This is a genomic window from Micromonospora sp. NPDC051300 (assembly GCF_044455315.1).
GTDB lineage: Bacteria > Actinomycetota > Actinomycetes > Mycobacteriales > Micromonosporaceae > Micromonospora > Micromonospora robiginosa.
In genome coordinates this window covers 4,869-22,170 of sequence record NZ_JBITEP010000015.1, presented here as the reverse complement: position 1 = coordinate 22,170, position 17,302 = coordinate 4,869, and the positions used below count along the sequence as shown (strand labels likewise).

The following is a 17,302-nucleotide window of genomic DNA, read 5'->3' as shown; positions in this document are numbered from 1 at the left end:
GTGCCCGTCGTGAACCTGCCCGGAAAGCCCGACGCGGCGCCCTGGGGAGCGCTCCCACGCAGAGGGTAGAGGTGGACGCCGATACGTGCAACCGCCGCCGGCCAGGTCAGCGCCGGGTGCGGCGACCGCCGTAGAGCCGCAGCGCGTTGCACACGTCGAACACACCCGGCACGTCCCAGGCCAGCTCGGCGGCGACCCGCCGGGTCTCCGGGTCGGCCACCAGCCCGGCCAGGATCACCACCCGGTTCTGCACGGTCACCGTGATCTGCTGCCGCCGGGTGGTCCAGTCGGCGCTCAGCCGCTGGGCGACGAGTGACGAGAGCCGCACGTCCGCGTCGTCGGGCTCCGGCCCGCCGGTGTACGGGAACTCGGGGTACGGCCAGGGCATCATCACGGCGGAGGCTCCTTCTTGGTCGGTCAGGACCGACCGCCGGGCGCGGCGCCCGACGTCGGGGCGCGGTCGTCGACGACGCCGAAGGCGCCGTCGAGCCGCATGGTGTGCAGCACGGTGAGCACGAACCGGGACGGCGCCACCAGGCAGAGCCGCCTGCCGTCGCGTCGTGCGTCCTGGTGCGCGCGGACCAGCAGGCCGAGGCCGGCGGAGTCGATCACCTCCAGGCCGGCGAGGTCGACGAGCACCCGGTCGTCCCGGACCGACCGGTCGGCCAGCGCCTGCCGTACCGCCTCGGCGGAGGCGTCCTCGGGCGCGGCCCGCGGGCCGCCGACCTGCTCCAGGTCGTCCATGCCCAGGCCGTCGTCGGCGACCGCCGCGCGGACGCTGCACCGGGGGCAGTGGTGCGGCCCGGAGGCGAACGGCGAGCCGACCCAGTCGTGCTCGAACACGAGCGTCCACACCACCTCGGCGTCCGGCAGCGTGGTGCCGGGGCCGGTGACGCTGTCGCCGCAGCCGTCGCAGATGAGCATCATCAGGTGTTCCGCCGGTACGACAGTCACACCTCCTCCTTCCGCCGGGCACCCCGGTCGCGGGGCGCCCGCGGGTCCGCCGTCGACCGCCCCGCGGCGAGCACGGCCAGGATCACCGCCACGGCGGCGAAGCCGGACTGCACCAGCAGCGGCAGCAGCGGTGAGCGCCCCGGCCGGTGGTCGACCAGTCCGGTCACGATCGCGCCGAGCAGGGCGGCGGCCACCCCGAGCGCGAGGGTCAGCCAGACCGGGGCGGCCGAGCGCCCCGGGATCACCAGGCGACCGACGCCGCCGATCGCGAGCCCGACGACGAGGGCCCCGAGGAGTGTGCCGATGGTCACCACGCCTCCTCAGCGCCGGTCGGTCGTGACCCGGGCCCGGCCGCGCGCGGCCGGTCGGGGCGAGTCGACGATGGGGACGGAGGCGTCCACCCCGGCGGTGGTGAGGATGCGCCGGATCCGGGGGTGGGGATTGCTGAGGACGAGAGCCGCGTCCCGTCGGCTCAGCCGGCGGTGCACGTCCAGCAGCAGGGCGATCGCGGCGGCGTCCACGTGGCGGCACTCGGCGAGGTCGATCGTCACCTCGCGGGGTCGCAGCGCGAGGACCTGGTCGAGCACGTGCGCGACCTCGGACAGCCCGGCGAGGTCCAGCTCGTCGGTGATCTCCACCCGCACGTGCGGCACGGTGGAGTCCGGCGGGGAGGACGGCAGGGTGCGGGGCATCGGATCGCTTCCGTGACGGGGGCCGGGGCGCTTCCCACTCTCTGCGCCGACCTTGGAGGTCACCGGACGGTTGGATGACGGTTCGATGACAAAAACCGTGAGCGGCCGACGCGATTGGGCGACCCGTGCTGCGCCGGTCATGATGCCCATATGACGGCCGTACTGGTGATCGAGGACGACGACCGCATCCGGCTCGCGCTGCAGCTCGCCCTGGAGGAGGAGGGGTACGACGCCGCCGGGGCGGCGACCGCGGAGGAGGGGCTGCGTCGGCAGCGGGAGAGCCCGGCCGACTACGTGCTTGTCGACCTGATGCTGCCCGGAATGAACGGTTTCGACTGCATCCGCCAGCTCCGCCGCGACGACGACGTCCCGGTGGTCGTGATCAGCGCCCGCGACGACACCCACGACATCGTCGCCGCGCTGGAGGCCGGCGCCGACGACTACGTGGTCAAGCCGGTGGCGATCAAGGAGCTGTCCGCCCGGTTGCGGGCCCTGCGCCGACGGGTACGCACCGTGGCCGGCCCCGCGCCCGCCCAGTTCTTCGGCGACCTGGAGATCAGCGCCGAGGCCGGCGAGGTCCGGCGCTCGGGCGAACCGGTGCCGGTGACCCGCACCGAGTTCCGCCTGCTGTGCGAGCTGGCCGAGCACGCCGGCCGGGTGCTGTCCCGCCAGCAGTTGCTGAGCCGGGTGTGGGGGTACGAGACCGGCGACGAGCGGCTGGTCGACGTGCACGTGGGCCGGCTGCGGCAGAAGATCGAGTCGGACCCGGCCAACCCCCGCCACCTGGTCACCCTGCGTGGCCTCGGTTACAAGCTGCAACGATGAGCCGACCGGGACTGCGGGCCAGGGTCACCGCCGCGTTCGCCGTCGGTGCGCTCCTGCTGGCCGCGCTGATGGCCCTCTTCTCGTACGACCTGACCCGCCGCTCGCTGCTCGACGAGCGTGAGCGCGCCGCCGTCCGGGCCGCCTACTACGACGCCGCCGTGGTCCGTTCCGGCCTGGACACCGGCACCCCGGACGTGGTGGCCGTGCTGCGCTCGCTGGACACCGGCAGCGCCCGGCGCCCGCTGCTGCACCTGCGCACCGGCTGGTACGCCCGCACCGCCGACGTGGGCGCCAGCTCGGTGCCGGTGGAGCTGCAACGGGTGGTCGCCGAGGGGCAGCCCGCCGTGCAGCGGATCCGCCTCGACGGGCAGCCGACGCTGCTGGTCGGGGTGCCGCTCCCGGGCGAACTGGGCTACTACGAGCTGACCTCGCTGCGCGAGGCGGAGGACACGTTCCAGGTGGTCGGGCTGGCGCTCACCGCGGTCGCGATCATGGTGGCCGGCGCCGGCGCGGCACTGGGCTGGTACGCCACCCGCAACAGCTTGCGACCGCTCACCGCGGTGGCCGACGCCGCCGAGCGGATCGCGGCCGGCGACTTCGCGACCCGGCTCGACCCGACCACCGACCCGGACCTGACCCGGCTGTCCACCTCGTTCAACGAGATGGTGGACAAGCTGGTGCAGCGGATCGACCGGGACCGCCGCTTCGCCGCCGACGTCAGCCACGAGCTGCGCTCCCCGCTGCAGACGCTTGCGGCGGCCGCCAGCGTGCTGAACCGCCGCAAGGAGCACCAGGACGAGCGCACCGCCACCGCGGCGGGCCTGGTCGCCGACGAGGTGGCCCGCTTCCAGCGCCTGGTCGACGACCTGATCCAGCTCGCCCGCACCGAGCAGCCCGCGCACCGCGAGACGGTCGACGTGGCCGAGCTGGCGCGGGCCGCCTGCCGGGAGCGGTCGCTGCCGGAGAGCCTGGTGCGGGTCGGCGACGGGGTCCCGCACGAGTGGTGGGTCGACAGGCGTCGGTTGGCCCAGATCCTGCTGAACCTGCTGGAGAACGCGGAGCGCTACGGCGGCGGCCCGGTCGCCGTCCGCCTCGACGCGGTGGACGGGGTGGGCGTGCTGGCGATCGACGACGAGGGTCCGGGCGTGCCGGCGGCGGACCGGGAGGCCATCTTCGACCGGTTCGTCAGGGGCCGGGCGGCGCACGCCCGCGCCGGCACCGACGGCACCGGGCTGGGGCTCGCCCTGGTGGCCCAGCACGCGGCGGCGCACGGCGGCACGGCCACCGTGGGGGACCGGAACCCGGGCGCGCGCTTTCGGGTGGAACTGCCGGGGGCGGTGCGGTGACGGCGCGACGGCTGGTCCCGGCGCTGCTCGCCGCCGTCCTGCTGGCCGGCTGCGGTGTCCCGGTCGACGACGAGCCACGGTTGGTGCGGGAGCCGCCCGGCCGGTTCCCGACGCCCGCGGGCACCTCGACCGCGGACCCGGACGGGCGGGTGGGCGAGCCGTTCTGTTTCGTCCGGGACGAGGGACTGGCGGTGGTCAACCGCCGGGTGGACGGCCTGCCGGGGGTGGACGCCCACCTGCAACACCTGCTGGCCGGGCCGGACAGCGCGGAGCGCCGCAGCGGACTGGCCACCGCGTTGCCGGGCACCGTGGTGGTGGCCGGGGCGACGCTTGCCGGCGGCGTCGCCACCGTCGACGTGCGGCAGGCCGGGCAGGAGGCCGGTCGCAGCGACGAGGTGCTCGCCTTCGGCCAGATCGTGTGCAGCCTCACCCAGCGACCGGACGTGGACAGCGTGGCGTTCCGGCGCGACGGGCAGCCGTTGGAGGTGCCGCGTGCCGACGGGAGCGTCTCGGCGCTGCCGCTCACCGCCGCCGACTATCGGCCACTGATGCCCCGCTGACCGCGATCTCCGGCCCGGATCGAAACTTTGTCCGGTTTGAGGTTAAACATCCATCGGCCGTTCGGTTGATTTGGCGGTGAACTTTGGTCTAGTGTGGCTGGCACGACCGGTGTGGGAGTCCACCCCGTTCTCCGAGGACAGGAAGGGCAGCATGACCACGATGACCATGGCACCGTCCGTCACCGAGGTGCACCGCGCGCCGCAGACCGGTGAGGAGAACCGTGCCAGCGAGCTGATCGCGGCGCTCGCCGAACTGCCGGCGGACCACCCCCGGCGGGCCGCCCTGCGCAACCAGGTCATCGAGGCGTGGCTGCCGCTGGCCAACCACCTGGCCGCCCGCTACAGCGGTCGCGGCGAGCCGGCCGGCGACCTCGCGCAGACCGCGGCGCTGGGTCTGATCAAGGCGGTGGACCGGTTCGACGCCTCGCGCGGCGTCGACTTCGCCGGGTTCGCCATCCCGACCATCCTCGGCGAGATCAAGCGCCACTTCCGCGACCGCACCTGGAACATCCGGGTGCCGCGTCGCCTCCAGGAGCTGCGGCTGCGCATCTCCGAGGCGAACAGCTCGCTGACCCAGACGCTCAACCGGGCGCCCACCGTCGCCGACATCGCCGCCCACCTCGACGTCACCGAGGAAGAGGTGCTGGAGGGCCTGGAGGGTGCCCGCGCCTACAACGCGGTCTCGCTCTCCACCCCGATCGGCGACGGCGACAGCGCCACCGAGCTGGGCGACACCCTCGGCATCGAGGACAACGAGTACGAGCTGGCCGACCTGCGCGCCTCGCTGGGCCCGGCGCTGGCCACCCTCGACGAGCGGGAGCAGAAGATCCTCACGCTCCGCTTCTACGGCAACCTGACCCAGAGCGAGATCGCCACCCGGGTCGGCGTCTCCCAGATGCACGTGTCGCGGCTGCTCGCCCGCGCGCTCACCAAGCTCCGCGGCCAGCTCACCGAGGCCTGAGAAGTAAGGAAGGGCCCCTTCTTAACGCCTGCGGTATAGGCGGGGCCCCTTCTTAAACACCCTTGCTCGCACCGTGACCGCCACCGGCACCGCCGGTGGCGGTCACGTCGTTCCACCCGCTCGGACCGCTCCGGACCGACATCGCCCGCCCCGGCGTGGCGGAGCTGTCCGAGCCGGCAGGTGCCGAAGCAGGACGCGTGATCGGGGACACGGAACACGATCAGGTGGCGCACGCAGCCGGATCTGCCCGTGGTCCTGTCGTCCGAGGTGGCGTCACCAGGGCGGATCCGATCCCGCCACCTCGGGGAGGTGGCGGGATCGGTGCCGACACCTCCCCGAGGTGGGGTCGCTCAAGCGTGGCCGGACTCCCGGTCGCGCCTCAGGTCACCAGGGGGCGGGCGGGGGCGGCGGCACCACTGGCGGCCGGTCGTCGCAGGTGATGGTGTTGGGCAGCAGCCACGGGGCCAGCCAACCGCCGTCGTTGCCGCCGAGATCGGTCAGCCGGAACTCCGACCCGTCCGGGGTGAAGTGGAACGAGCCGCAGTTGTTCACTCCGACCGCGCCCACGTTGCGCGCGTCGACGTCGGCGAAGCTCGCCCCGCCGGCGGCCCGCGCGCTGACCACCGACGTGCCGGTCCCGTCCACCCGGACGCCGCGGAAGGCGACGCCGTCGATGCGGACGCTGTCCTTCACCGGCCAGTCGCTGACCAGCATGATCGCGTTGTAGGTGCTGTCCAGGTAGGCGTCGCCGGTCACCTGGATGTCCGCGTCGATGCTGCGGTCCAGCGCGTAGAACCAGATCGCGCCGAGGCCGATGTTCCAGTTCAGGTCGTAGGTGCCGGCCCGGACCGTGGTGTTGCCGGTGACCCGGATCCGGCCGTCGAACGGCTCCGCGCCGAAGCGGGCGCCCAGGTGGATGGCACTGCCCTCGCGCACCGGATCGGCGATCAGGTTGTGCGCGACGGTCAGGTCGTCGCCGCCGTAGAGCGCGATGCCGTTGGCCAGCACCGGTGACTGCACCGTGTTGTACGCGAACGTGTTGGACGCGTTCGCGGTGCCCTCCGACCACATGGCCAGCGCGTCGTCGCCGCTGTTGCGGACCACCGTGTCGGTGACCGAGGAGTGCGTGACGCCGGTGTGGAAGTTGAGCCCGTCGGCGATCTGGTCGGCGATCACCGTGTTGGTGACGCGCAGCCCGGTCATCGGGCCGTCGAACCACATGCCGACCTTCGTGTGGTGCAGGTAGAGACCGTCGATCGTGCTGTGGCTGAGCGCGCCGCCGACGCCGTTGACCTGGTCGGTGTCGATCCGCTCACGGACGTCGCCCTCGATCGCGAAGCCGGAGAGGTGCACGTCGCGGCTGCCGCCGTCGGCCGCGTCGCGGCCGTAGAAGCCGACCCCGGTGTGCCGGGAGCCGTCGGGGGCGGGGGTGTCCAGGGCGACCTCGTGCCCCTTCACCACGGTGTACCAGCTTCCGGCGCCGGCGATGGTCACGTCGTCCACGATGATGTGCCGGTTGACCTGGTAGGTACCCGGCGGCAGGTAGAGCGGGCGGTGTGCCCGCCGGGCGTGGGCGACGGCCCGGTCGAACGCGTCGGCGGACTCCCGCCGGCCGGTCGGGTCGGCGCCGAAGGCCAGCACGTTCACCGCGCGGGGAACCGTCCGGGGTGGCGCGACCAGATGCGTGTCCAGCAGGTCGATCACGGTCCAGGCGGCGGCCGTGCCGGCGGGCGCGGTCAGCCGGACGACCTCGCCGGCCCGGTGGGTCCGGCCGAGCAGCATCCGCTGTTCGTCGTAGAAGTGGTGCGGCCGGAACGGCTTGCCGATCACCGGCGCGGGCGTGGTGGCCGCCGGCACGCAGGAGCACTCGGTGATCCACCAGTCCGGGTGCAGCAGGTCGGCGTCGGGGTCGTTGGTGAACGGGTACTGGTTGTAGAGCCACGCGTACTGCGAGGTGAGCGTCATGGTGCGTGCGGGCGCCCGGCCGACGGCCACCCGCAGCGGCGCGGTGATGCCGCCGCCGCCCGGCGCGTCCGGGATGCTGTAGCGCACGGTCAGCGCGTTCGTGGCGCGGGGCAGCGTGAACTCGACGTACTGCCCGGGGAGCAGGCGCACGGCGCGCCGGCCGGACGCCTCGCCGGCCAGGGTGTAGGCGGAGCGGTCGGGGCCGATGACCGTGCCGGTGGTCCGGGCGTGCTCGGCCTCCTGCTCCAGGTAGTCGACCCGGGCGCCGCGACCGGCGACCAGCGCCGGGTCGAGCGCGGCCCGCGTCGTCGTCAGCACGGCGGGGCCGGCCGGTGCGGGCGACGCCGTGGCGGCGCCGGGCGGGACGACAAGGGCGGCGGCCGTGGCCACGACGGCGAGGAGTTTCGGTACGGACGGACGGCCCGCCGGGCCGGGAACGCTCCGCTGCATCGGAGCACCCACTTTCTCGGGGGAGTGGACGGTGGCGGCCATGTTATTCCTGAACTCTGTCGTCATTCAAGCATCAATATGCCCAGATCTTTCGAGCAGCGGGCGGGCCGGTATGACCGAATCCGGACCGATCCGCTGTTCATTTCTTGCAAGAATCTGACGTACGATTGCCGCCGTGACGAAGCGCTTGACCGAGGTGGCCCGCAAGGCGGGCGTCAGCGAGGCGACCGTGAGCCGGGTGCTCAACGGCCGGGGCGGGGTGTCCGAGGCGACCCGCACGGCGGTGCTGACGGCACTCGACGTGCTCGGCTACGAGCGCCCGACGAAGCTGCGCGGGGAGCGCGCCCGGCTGGTCGGCCTGGTCCTGCCGGAGCTGCAGAACCCGATCTTCCCGGCGCTGGCCGAGGTGGTCACCGGCTCCCTCGCCCAACGGGGTTTCACCCCGGCGCTCTGTGCCCGCACCATCGGCGGCGTGCCCGAGTCCGGCTACGTGGAGATGCTGCTCGACCATCAGGTCAGCGGCGTCATCTTCGCCGGCGGCTCGTACGCGCTGGCCGACGCGTCGCACGAGCACTACCGGCGCCTGATCGACAGGGGCCTGCCCGTCGTGCTGGTCAACGCCGGCGTCGAGGAACTGGGCTTCCCGCGGGTGTCCACCGACGACGCGGTCGCCGTCGAGCAGGCCTACGGGCACCTGCGCTCGCTCGGGCATGAGACGATCGGCATGGTGCTCGGTCCGGAGGACCACGTGCCGTCGCGGCGCAAGCTGGACGCCATGGTCCGGGCCGCCGGCTGGGGCGAGGACCGCAGCCACGTGGAGCGCTCCAGCTTCTCCATGGAGGGCGCCCGGGTCGCCGCGACGAAGCTGCTCGAACGCGGCGTGACAGGCATCGTCTGTGCCAGCGACGTGCTGGCGCTGGGCACCATCCGGGCCGCCCGGCGGCTCGGTCGCGCGGTCCCGGCCGACGTGTCGGTGGTGGGCTTCGACGACTCCGCGTTCATGACCTGCACCGACCCGCCGCTGACCACGGTGCGCCAGCCGATCGAGACGATGGGCCAGGCCGCGGTCGACCTGCTGGTCACCCAGATCGAGGGGGCCGGCGTGCTGCGCGACGAGCTGCTCTTCGAACCGGAGCTGGTGGTACGCGGCTCCACAGCCCCCGCTCCCCGCGCCACCTGACCCTCCCGCTCCACCGGGCCGCCGACCGCTTCCGCGTCGGCGGCCCTTCTGTGTGCCCGGAGGGCGGCGGCGTCGCGATCAGCCGTTGCAAAGTCGTGTTCTTTCGTCACGAGGTCGAAACCTTGCTGTGAAGAGTCGGCGTCGCTACATTGACTCCACCCACCAGCGGTCTCCGCACATCAGTGAAAGTCATCGATACACCCGTTCCCGAAGGGATGGACAGATGTCCGTACCGCAGTATCGGAAGGTCGCGGCCGCGGCGCTCGCGGCCGGCCTCGGGCTCAGCCTCGCGGCGTGTTCCACCAAGAGCGACGATTCCGCCGACGCCGGCGGCAAGGTCACCATCACCGTCGACTGCCAGCCGGTCGGCGCGCAGAAGGAACTGCTGAAGAACTGGAACGACGACGTCGCCGAGTTCCAGCGGCAGAACCCGAACATCGTGGTGAAGAGCGTCAGCGTCGGCGAGCAGTGCAACAACCCGCCGGACTTCACCGCCCGCCTCGCCGGCGGCACCGTCACCGACGTCTTCTACGGCTACATGACCGACCTCCAGCAGGTGCTGGACTCCGGCCAGGCGATGGACATCACCGAGTACGCCACCAAGGACACCATCCCGACCTGGGACAGCGTCGACCCGGCGCTCAAGGAGGTCTTCACCGACGGCGGCAAGCTCTACGGCGTACCGGTGAAGAACTACTCGATGGGCCTGATCTACAACAAGGCGCTGTTCCAGCGCGCCGGGCTCGACGCGGCCAACCCGCCGAAGACGTGGCCGGAGGTGCGGACCGCGGCCAAGAAGATCTCCGCGCTCGGCGGCGGCGTCGCCGGGTACTCGGAGTACAGCGCCGGCAACACCGGCGGCTGGCACTTCACCTCGCTGCTCTACTCGCAGGGCGGCCAGGTGCTGTCCGCCGACGGCAAGAAGGCCGACTTCAACAACCCGACCGGCAAGCAGGTCCTGCAGAACCTCAAGGACATGCGCTACGGCGACAACAGCATGGGCAGCCGCCAGCTTCTCCAGTGGGGTGACCTGCTCACCAACGCCGGGGCCGGCAAGGTCGGCATGTTCATCGGCGCGCCGGACGCCACCCAGGCGATCGTCAGCCAGTTCCAGGGCAAGTACCAGGACTGGGCGATGGGCCCGCTGCCCGGCCAGGACGGGCCGGCCAAGGCGACGCTCGGCGGCGGCGAGGGTTACTTCTTCAAGAAGGGCCTGAGCCCGGAGCAGGTCAAGGCCGGTCTGAAGTGGATCGCCTACCAGAAGCTCACGCCCGGCAAGGGCCAGTTCGACTACGTCCGGGCCAAGCCGCAGAACTACCCGGTGGGGCTGCCCCAGCCGCTGCTGTTCACCAACGGCAGCGACGCGCAGAAGCAGGAGCTGGAGCTGCGCAAGGCCAACGCCAACGTGGACACCACCAACTTCACGGCCTTCGAGGCGAACCCGGTGCCGATCAAGGGGGAGCCGCGCAACGCCCAGGCCATCTACGCGGTGCTCGACGCCGCGATGTCCGGGGTGCTGACCAACCCGAACGCGAACATCGACACCCTGCTCAAGACCGCCGAGGACAAGGTCAACCAGCTCCTCGCCGCCGGTAGCTGACCCGACCGGGTGGGGGCCGGCCCCGACCGGCCCCCACCCCCTACCGCAGGAGCCGTCTTGGCGCTCACCACCGCCCCGGGTGCCACCCGCCGGCCCGGCCGTCCCGCACCGCCGCCGCGGCAGCTCGCCGCGCGTCGGGCCGGGCTCGGCCGGAAGGTACGGGACAACCTGACCGGGCACACGTTCCTCATCGGCGCGGTCGCCTGCTTCGCCGTCTTCTCCTGGTACCCGATGGTCCGTGGCGTGGTGATGAGCTTCCAGCGCACCCGGCGCGGCGAGACCACCTGGGTCGGCTGGGACAACTACACCCGGATCATCGCCGACCCGAGCTTCTGGACCGCCTGGAAGAACACGTTCGTCTTCACCGCCCTCGCGCTCGTGCTCGGCTACGCGGTGCCGTTCTTCGTGGCGATCCTGCTCAACGAGCTGCGCCACGCCAAGGGCTACCTACGGGTGCTGGTCTACCTGCCGGTGATGCTGCCGCCGGCGTCGGCGCTGTTCCTGTTCAAGTTCTACGCGTACGACCCGAGCGAGGCGGGACTGTTCAACGCGGTGCTCACCGCGCTCGGACTGCCCACGTCGGAGTGGATGCAGTCGCCGACCATGACGATGCCAGCCATGGTGCTGGCGTCGACCTGGATGAACATGGGCGGCGCCGTGCTGATCTACCTGGCCGCGTTGCAGAACATCCCCGGCGAGCTGTACGAGGCCGCCGAGATCGACGGCGCCGGGGTGTGGCGGCGGATCGTGCACGTGACGATCCCGCAGACCCGGCTGATCCTGGCGCTGCTGGCGATGCTCCAGATCGTCGCCACCATGCAGGTGTTCACCGAGCCGCTGATCCTCGCCAACGGCGCCGGCACCCAGGACTCGGCGACCTCGGTGGCGTACCTGATCTATCAGCACGGGTTCTTCCAGAACGACCTCAACGGAGCCGCCGCGCTCGGCGTGATCATGCTGGTGGTGCTGGCCGGGTTCTCCGCCGTCTACGTGCGACTGACCGCGAAGCAGGACTAGGACATGGCCGTCGACTCCACCACCCGTACCCTCATCTCCCCGGCCCAACTGCGGCGCGGACGCGGCCGGGTTCTCTACTGGGCCGTGCTCGCCGTCGTCGTGGCGGCGTTCACGCTGGTCTTCCTCGGCCCGCTCTACTGGATGGTCACCGGCGCCCTGAAGTCGGGCCAGGAGATCGCCCAGACGCCGCCGTCACTGTTCCCCCGCGATCCCCAGCCGCAGAACTACATCGACGCGTGGACCAACCTCGCCCTGGCGAAGCTGCTGTTCAACACGTTCTACTACGCCATGGGGGCGGTGCTGTTCCAGTTGGTGTTCGACACCGCCGCCGCGTACGCGTTGTCGAAGCTGCGCCCGGTGCTGGGCAAGCTGATCCTCGGCCTGATGCTGGCGACCTTGATGATCCCGGCGATGGTCCTGATCGTCCCGCAGTACGTGACCGTGCTCGACCTGCCGATCGTGCACGTCAACCTGCTCGACTCGCCGTTCGCGATCTGGCTCCCGCTGGTCGCCAACGCGTTCAACATCTTCCTGCTCAAGCGGTTCTTCGACTCGATCCCGGAGGACCTGATGTCGGCCGCCGTGATGGACGGCGCGTCGCCGCTGCGCACGCTCTGGTCGATCGTGCTGCCGATGTCCCGCCCGATCCTCGGCGTGGTCGCGATCTTCGCGGTGACCGCGGTCTGGAAGGACTTCCTCTGGCCGAAGCTGGTCATGCCGTCACCCGAGACGCGCACGGTCAGCGTCGGCATCTACACCTTCGCCGGCGGCACCCCGATGAACGTGGTGATCGCCGCCTCGGTCATCGCCGCGATCCCCACCGTCGTGCTGTTCCTGATCTTCCAACGGAACATCATGTCCGGCCTGACCACCGGCGGCCTCAAGGGTTGACGGCTGCCGCCGCCCGCCGCATCACAACCGACCCGCAGAAAGCAGGTGCCCGTGTCCATCGTCGACAGCAGCCCGTGGTGGCGCTCAGCGGTGATCTACCAGGTCTACCCGCGCAGCTTCGCCGACGGCAACGGCGACGGGGTCGGCGACGTCGCCGGCATCCGGTCCCGCCTGGACCACCTCGCCGCGCTCGGCGTCGACGCGATCTGGTACAGCCCCTGGTATCCGTCGCCGATGGCCGACGCCGGCTACGACGTGTCCGACTACCGCGACATCGACCCGGTCTTCGGCACCCTCACCGAGGTCGAGGCGCTGATCACCGAGGCGCACGCGCTGGGCATCCGGACCATCGTCGACGTGGTGCCCAACCACTGCTCGGACGCGCACCCGTGGTTCCGGGCCGCGCTGGCCGGCGGCCCGGACGCGCCGGAGCGGGAGCTGTTCTGGTTCCGCGCCGGGCGCGGCCCCGGCGGCGACCTCCCGCCCACCGACTGGACCGGCGAGTTCGGCGGGCCCACCTGGACCCGCACCACCGACCCGGACGGCACCCCGGGCGACTGGTACCTGCACCTGTTCGCCCCGCAGCAGCCCGACTTCAACTGGGACCACCCCCGGGTGCGCGCCGAGTTCGAGGACGTGCTGCGGTTCTGGTTCGACCGGGGCGTGGACGGCATCCGGATCGACTCGGCCGGCCTGCTGGTCAAGGACGGCACGCTGCCCGAGGTCCACCCGGACCGGCCGCACCCGTTCCGCGACCAGGACGGCGTGCACGACGTCTACCGCGCCTGGCGGCGGATCGCCGACAGCTACCCGGGCGAGCGGGCGCTGGTCGGCGAGGTCTGGCTGCCGGACCGGCAGCGCTTCGCCCACTACCTGCGCCCGGACGAGCTGCACACCGCGTTCAACTTCGACTTCCTCGGCTGCGCCTGGGACGCCACGGCGCTGCGGGAGAGCATCGACGGCACGCTCGCCGCGCACGCCCCGGTCGGCGCGCCGGCCACCTGGGTGCTGTCCAACCACGACGTCACCCGCCACGTCACCCGCTACGGCCGGGCGGACACCACGTTCAGCTTCGCCGCCAAGCGCGAGGGCATCCCCACCGACCTGGAACTGGGCACCCGCCGCGCCCGCGCCGCCGCGCTGCTCAGTCTCGCGCTGCCCGGCGCGGCCTACGTCTACCAGGGCGAGGAGCTGGGGCTCTGGGAGGTCGAGGACATCCCGTACGAGTTGCGGCAGGACCCGATGTGGGAACGCTCCGGGCGGGTCGACCCGGGCCGCGACGGCTGCCGGGTGCCGCTGCCCTGGCAGGGCGACGACCCGCCGTTCGGGTTCAGCCCCGAGGGCGCGTCCGCCGCGCCGTGGCTGCCGCAGCCGGCGGACTGGAAGGACCGCACGGTGGGCGTCCAGACCGGCGACCCGCACTCGATGCTGGAGCTGTACCGGGCGGCGCTCGCCGCGCGCCGGGCCGAACCGGCGCTCGGCGACGGCGCGTTGCGCTGGCTGCCCGCGTCGGACGGGGTGCTCGCGTTCGTCCGCGAACCCGGGTTCACCTGCCTGGTCAACCTCGGCCGCGAGGCCGTGCCGCTGCCCGCGCACGACCGGCTGCTGCTGGCCAGCGGCCCACTCGACGACGACCGGCTGCCCCCGGACACCGCGGTCTGGCTGCGTACCGGATCGCGCTGAACCGCGGCGGCGCCGGCGGCTCCGTCCCGCCGCCGGCGTCACCGCGCCGCACCACGACCGGCGGCCCGTCCCGGCCGCCGCCGGAACACCTGGGGAGGAAAGGAGACAGGAGCACCGCCACGAACGGGGGACCTGGCCACCGACGAAAGGGAGCACACCCCGCATGGCCGAGCACAGCACCCCGCACCGCCACCGCAGCACCGGCCTGGCGGCCCTGGTCGCCGCCGCGCTCGCCGCCTCGACACTCACCGTCGTGGCGTTGACCTCCACCGCCACCCCGGCGCACGCCGCCGGACTGTCCCCGTTCGACATCTCCGGCCGCGGCGCCACCGTGCCCTTCCGCGAGCAGGAGGCGGAGCAGGCCGCGCACACCGGCACGAAGATCGGCCCCGACCGGCACTACGGCACGCTGCCGTCCGAGGCGTCCGGCCGGGAGGCGGTCACCCTCGACGCGGTCGGGGAGTACGTCGAGTTCACGCTCGCCGCCCCGGCGAACGCGGTCACGTTCCGCTACAGCCTGCCGGACAGCGCCGCCGGCACCGGCCGGGACGCCAGCATCGACCTGCGCGCGAACGGCACGCTGGTCAAGGCCGTCCCGGTCACCTCCCGGTACGGCTGGTACTACGGCGGCTACCCGTTCAACAACAACCCGGGCGACACCAACCCGCACCACTTCTACGACGAGACCCGGGCCATGTTCGGCACCACCTACCCGGCCGGGACGAAGATCCGCCTCCAGGTCTCCTCGACCGCGCAGTCGCCCACGTTCACCATCGACCTGGCCGACTTCGAGCTGGTCGCCGCGCCGATCAGCAAGCCGTCCGGCGTGCTGGACGTGGTCACCGACTTCGGCGCGGACCCGACCGGCGCGACCGACTCCACCGCGAAGTTCCAGGCCGCGGTGGACGCCGGCAAGGCGCAGGGCAAGGCGGTCTGGATCCCGTCCGGCACGTTCACGCTCTGGGACCACGTGGTGGTCGACGGCGTGACGCTGCGCGGCGCCGGGCCGTGGTACTCGGTGCTCGGCGGCCGGCACCCCACCGACCGCAAGCGGGCCGCCGGCATCTACGGCAAGTACGTGCCGGGCGGCGGTTACTCCGGTGAGATCCGCTCGCACGAGGCCGGCGGGCCCAGCCGCAACGTCACGCTGCGGGACTTCGCCATCATCGGCGACATCCGCGAGCGGATCGACGACGACCAGGTCAACGCGCTCGGCGGCGCGATGACGAACTCGGTGGTGGACAACCTCTGGTTGCAGCACACCAAGGTCGGCGCCTGGATGGACGGCCCGATGGACAACTTCACCATCCGCAACAGCCGCATCCTCGACCAGACCGCCGACGGGGTGAACTTCCACTGGGGGGTCACCAACTCGACGGTGACCAACACGTTCGTCCGCAACACCGGCGACGACGCGCTGGCCATGTGGGCGCAGAGCGTGCCGAACGTCGGCAACTCGTTCACGCACAACACCATCGGTGTGACGGTGCTGGCGAACCACCTGGTCACGTACGGCGGGCGGGACATCACCATCGCCGACAACGTGACCGCCGACTCGGTGACCAACGGCGGCGGCATCCACGTGGCGAACCGCTATCCGGGCGTCACCGGGTCGACGGCGGTCGCGGGCACCATCACGGTGGCCCGCAACACGCTGATCCGCAACGGCAACTCCGACTACAACTGGCAGTTCGGCGTGGGCGCGATCTGGTTCTCCGCGCTCAACGAGCCCATCCAGGGCGCGGCCATCAACGTGACCGACACCGACATCCTGGACAGCTCCTACGCGGCGCTGCACTGGATCGAGGGGCAGACCAGCGGCATCTCGTTCACCAACGTCCGGATCGACGGCGCGGGCACGTACGCGCTCCAGGTGCAGGCGCCCAGCCAGGTCAGCTTCACGAACGTGCGGGCCACCAACATCGCCCAGGCCAACCCGATGCACAACTGCGTGGGCAGCGGCTTCCAGATCACCCAGGGCACCGGCAACTCCGGCTGGTACACGGCCACCCCGTACTGCGGGCCGTGGCCGGAGCCGCAGTGGGGCAACGGCCCGTCCAGCCCGCCGTCCACAAGCGTGCCCCCGACCACCGCGCCGCCGACCACGGCCCCGCCGACCACCGCGCCGCCGACCACCCCGCCGCCGACCGGCGGGAACCTGGCCCTGGGCCGGCCGGCGACCGCCACCAGCGTCAACCAGACGTACGCGGCCGGCAACGCGGTCGACGGCAACGCGGGCAGCTACTGGGAGAGCGCCAACAACGCGTTCCCGCAGTCGCTGACCGTCGACCTGGGCGCGTCCCGCACGGTCGACCGGGTGGTGCTCAAGCTCCCGGCCGGCTGGGAACGCCGTACCGAGACGCTGTCCGTGCTCGGCTCCACCGACGGCTCCTCGTTCAGCACGCTCGCCTCGTCGGCGGCCCGGGTGTTCGACCCGGCGTCCGGCAACAGCGTGTCGATCGCGCTGCCGTCCGGCGCCCGCCGGTACGTCCGGGTCACCGTCACCGGCAACACCGGCTGGCCGGCGGCCCAGCTCTCCGAGCTGGAGGTGTACGGCGGCGGCACGACCACCCCGCCGCCCACCACCACCCCGCCGCCCACCACCACCCCGCCGCCGACCACCGCGCCGCCGACCGGCAACCTGGCCGCCGGCCGGCCGGTCGCGGAGACCAGCCACGCCGACGTCTACGGCGCCGGCAACACGGTCGACGGCAACGCCACCACCTACTGGGAGAGCGCCAACAACGCGTTCCCGCAGTCGGTGACCGTCGACCTGGGCAGCGCCCGCCCGGTCGCCCGGGTGGTGCTCAAGCTGCCGCCGTCGGCGGCCTGGCAGACCCGCACCCAGACGGTGGCCGTGCTCGGATCCACCGACGGCTCGTCGTTCACCACGCTCAAGTCGGCGGCAGGCTACACGTTCGACCCGGCCGCCGGCAACAGCGTGTCGATAGCGGTGCCCTCCGGTGACCGCCGCTTCGTGCGGCTGACGTTCACCGGCAACACCGGCTGGCCGGCCGGCCAGCTCTCCGAGTTCGAGGTCTACGCCTCGTGAACCGGCGCGGGGGGGGGGCCCCCCCCCCCCCCCCCCCCCCCCCCCCCCCCCCCCCCCCCCCCCCCCCCCCCCCCCCCCCCCCGCAGCGGGGGCGCCCCCCCACCACCACACCCCCCCCACAACTGG

15 protein-coding genes are annotated in these 17,302 nt (G+C 72.4%); 10 read left to right on the top strand and 5 right to left on the bottom strand.

The window, feature by feature from the left end:
- Nucleotides 1–106: 106 nt before the first annotated feature.
- From ACIA5A_RS18040 to ACIA5A_RS18025, 4 genes are read right to left on the bottom strand one after another with little or no spacing between them, the layout of a single operon-like run.
- A complete protein-coding gene (locus ACIA5A_RS18040) occupies nucleotides 107–394 on the bottom strand; it encodes a BON domain-containing protein (RefSeq protein ID WP_396763150.1) in 288 nt (95 codons plus the stop codon).
- 23 nt (nucleotides 395–417) lie between these two features.
- Nucleotides 418–954 carry an STAS domain-containing protein gene (locus ACIA5A_RS18035; RefSeq protein WP_396763148.1) on the bottom strand — a complete coding sequence of 179 codons (537 nt, stop codon included), beginning with the start codon at nucleotides 952–954 and terminating at the stop codon, nucleotides 418–420.
- Complete coding sequence (locus ACIA5A_RS18030) at nucleotides 951–1,265, bottom strand: hypothetical protein (protein ID WP_396763146.1); 315 nt, start codon at nucleotides 1,263–1,265, stop codon at nucleotides 951–953. Before ACIA5A_RS18030 ends, ACIA5A_RS18035 begins: the two co-directional genes overlap by 4 nt.
- A 9-nt stretch (nucleotides 1,266–1,274) precedes the next feature.
- Nucleotides 1,275–1,646, bottom strand: a complete 372-nt coding sequence (locus ACIA5A_RS18025; protein ID WP_396763143.1) for an STAS domain-containing protein — start codon at nucleotides 1,644–1,646, stop codon at nucleotides 1,275–1,277.
- A gap of 150 nt (nucleotides 1,647–1,796) precedes the next feature.
- Here ACIA5A_RS18025 and ACIA5A_RS18020 point away from each other — a divergent pair, with 150 nt between their 5' ends.
- From ACIA5A_RS18020 to ACIA5A_RS18005, 4 genes are all read left to right on the top strand, one after another.
- Entirely contained in the window at nucleotides 1,797–2,471 is a 675-nt protein-coding gene (locus ACIA5A_RS18020; RefSeq protein WP_396763140.1) for a response regulator transcription factor, read from the top strand.
- Nucleotides 2,468–3,817 carry an ATP-binding protein gene (locus ACIA5A_RS18015; RefSeq protein WP_396763137.1) on the top strand — a complete coding sequence of 450 codons (1,350 nt, stop codon included), beginning with the start codon at nucleotides 2,468–2,470 and terminating at the stop codon, nucleotides 3,815–3,817. Before ACIA5A_RS18020 ends, ACIA5A_RS18015 begins: the two co-directional genes overlap by 4 nt.
- On the top strand, nucleotides 3,814–4,377 hold the full coding sequence (locus ACIA5A_RS18010) for a GerMN domain-containing protein (RefSeq protein ID WP_396763134.1): 564 nt from the start codon (nucleotides 3,814–3,816) through the stop codon (nucleotides 4,375–4,377). The genes ACIA5A_RS18015 and ACIA5A_RS18010 overlap by 4 nt, the downstream gene beginning before the upstream one ends.
- 151 nt (nucleotides 4,378–4,528) lie before the next feature.
- Nucleotides 4,529–5,338: a SigB/SigF/SigG family RNA polymerase sigma factor gene (locus ACIA5A_RS18005; protein ID WP_396763131.1), complete on the top strand. Its 810-nt coding sequence runs from the start codon at nucleotides 4,529–4,531 to the stop codon at nucleotides 5,336–5,338.
- Nucleotides 5,339–5,722: 384 nt separating this feature from the next.
- Here ACIA5A_RS18005 and ACIA5A_RS18000 read toward each other — a convergent pair whose 3' ends face one another.
- Nucleotides 5,723–7,753, bottom strand: a complete 2,031-nt coding sequence (locus ACIA5A_RS18000; protein WP_396763128.1) for a glycosyl hydrolase family 28-related protein — start codon at nucleotides 7,751–7,753, stop codon at nucleotides 5,723–5,725.
- Nucleotides 7,754–7,928: 175 nt separating this feature from the next.
- Here ACIA5A_RS18000 and ACIA5A_RS17995 point away from each other — a divergent pair, with 175 nt between their 5' ends.
- The 6 genes from ACIA5A_RS17995 (at nucleotide 7,929) to ACIA5A_RS17970 (ending at nucleotide 17,176) form a co-directional block, all read left to right on the top strand.
- A complete protein-coding gene (locus ACIA5A_RS17995) occupies nucleotides 7,929–8,933 on the top strand; it encodes a LacI family DNA-binding transcriptional regulator (RefSeq protein WP_396763125.1) in 1,005 nt (334 codons plus the stop codon).
- A gap of 223 nt (nucleotides 8,934–9,156) precedes the next feature.
- A complete protein-coding gene (locus ACIA5A_RS17990; protein WP_396763122.1) occupies nucleotides 9,157–10,533 on the top strand; it encodes an ABC transporter substrate-binding protein in 1,377 nt (458 codons plus the stop codon).
- Nucleotides 10,534–10,590: 57 nt separating this feature from the next.
- Nucleotides 10,591–11,550 (top strand): carbohydrate ABC transporter permease, encoded by a 960-nt coding sequence (locus ACIA5A_RS17985; RefSeq protein WP_396763119.1) that lies wholly within the window; start codon nucleotides 10,591–10,593, stop codon nucleotides 11,548–11,550.
- Between the two features lie 3 nt (nucleotides 11,551–11,553).
- Complete coding sequence (locus ACIA5A_RS17980; RefSeq protein ID WP_396763116.1) at nucleotides 11,554–12,441, top strand: carbohydrate ABC transporter permease; 888 nt, start codon at nucleotides 11,554–11,556, stop codon at nucleotides 12,439–12,441.
- 57 nt (nucleotides 12,442–12,498) lie between these two features.
- Nucleotides 12,499–14,124, top strand: coding sequence for an alpha-amylase family glycosyl hydrolase (locus ACIA5A_RS17975; protein WP_396763477.1), 1,626 nt, complete (start codon nucleotides 12,499–12,501; stop codon nucleotides 14,122–14,124).
- 163 nt (nucleotides 14,125–14,287) lie between these two features.
- Nucleotides 14,288–17,176, top strand: coding sequence for a discoidin domain-containing protein (locus ACIA5A_RS17970; protein WP_396763113.1), 2,889 nt, complete (start codon nucleotides 14,288–14,290; stop codon nucleotides 17,174–17,176).
- Nucleotides 17,177–17,302 lie beyond the last annotated feature (126 nt).

Coding starts and splice junctions, on each gene's coding strand:
- ACIA5A_RS18025 (WP_396763143.1), bottom strand. CDS start 1,646: ATGCCCCGCACCCTGCCGTCCTCCCCGCCGGACTCCACCGTGCCGCAC.
- ACIA5A_RS18020 (WP_396763140.1), top strand. CDS start 1,797: ATGACGGCCGTACTGGTGATCGAGGACGACGACCGCATCCGGCTCGCG.
- ACIA5A_RS18015 (WP_396763137.1), top strand. CDS start 2,468: ATGAGCCGACCGGGACTGCGGGCCAGGGTCACCGCCGCGTTCGCCGTC.
- ACIA5A_RS18005 (WP_396763131.1), top strand. CDS start 4,529: ATGACCACGATGACCATGGCACCGTCCGTCACCGAGGTGCACCGCGCG.
- ACIA5A_RS18000 (WP_396763128.1), bottom strand. CDS start 7,753: ATGCAGCGGAGCGTTCCCGGCCCGGCGGGCCGTCCGTCCGTACCGAAA.
- ACIA5A_RS17990 (WP_396763122.1), top strand. CDS start 9,157: ATGTCCGTACCGCAGTATCGGAAGGTCGCGGCCGCGGCGCTCGCGGCC.
- ACIA5A_RS17980 (WP_396763116.1), top strand. CDS start 11,554: ATGGCCGTCGACTCCACCACCCGTACCCTCATCTCCCCGGCCCAACTG.
- ACIA5A_RS17970 (WP_396763113.1), top strand. CDS start 14,288: ATGGCCGAGCACAGCACCCCGCACCGCCACCGCAGCACCGGCCTGGCG.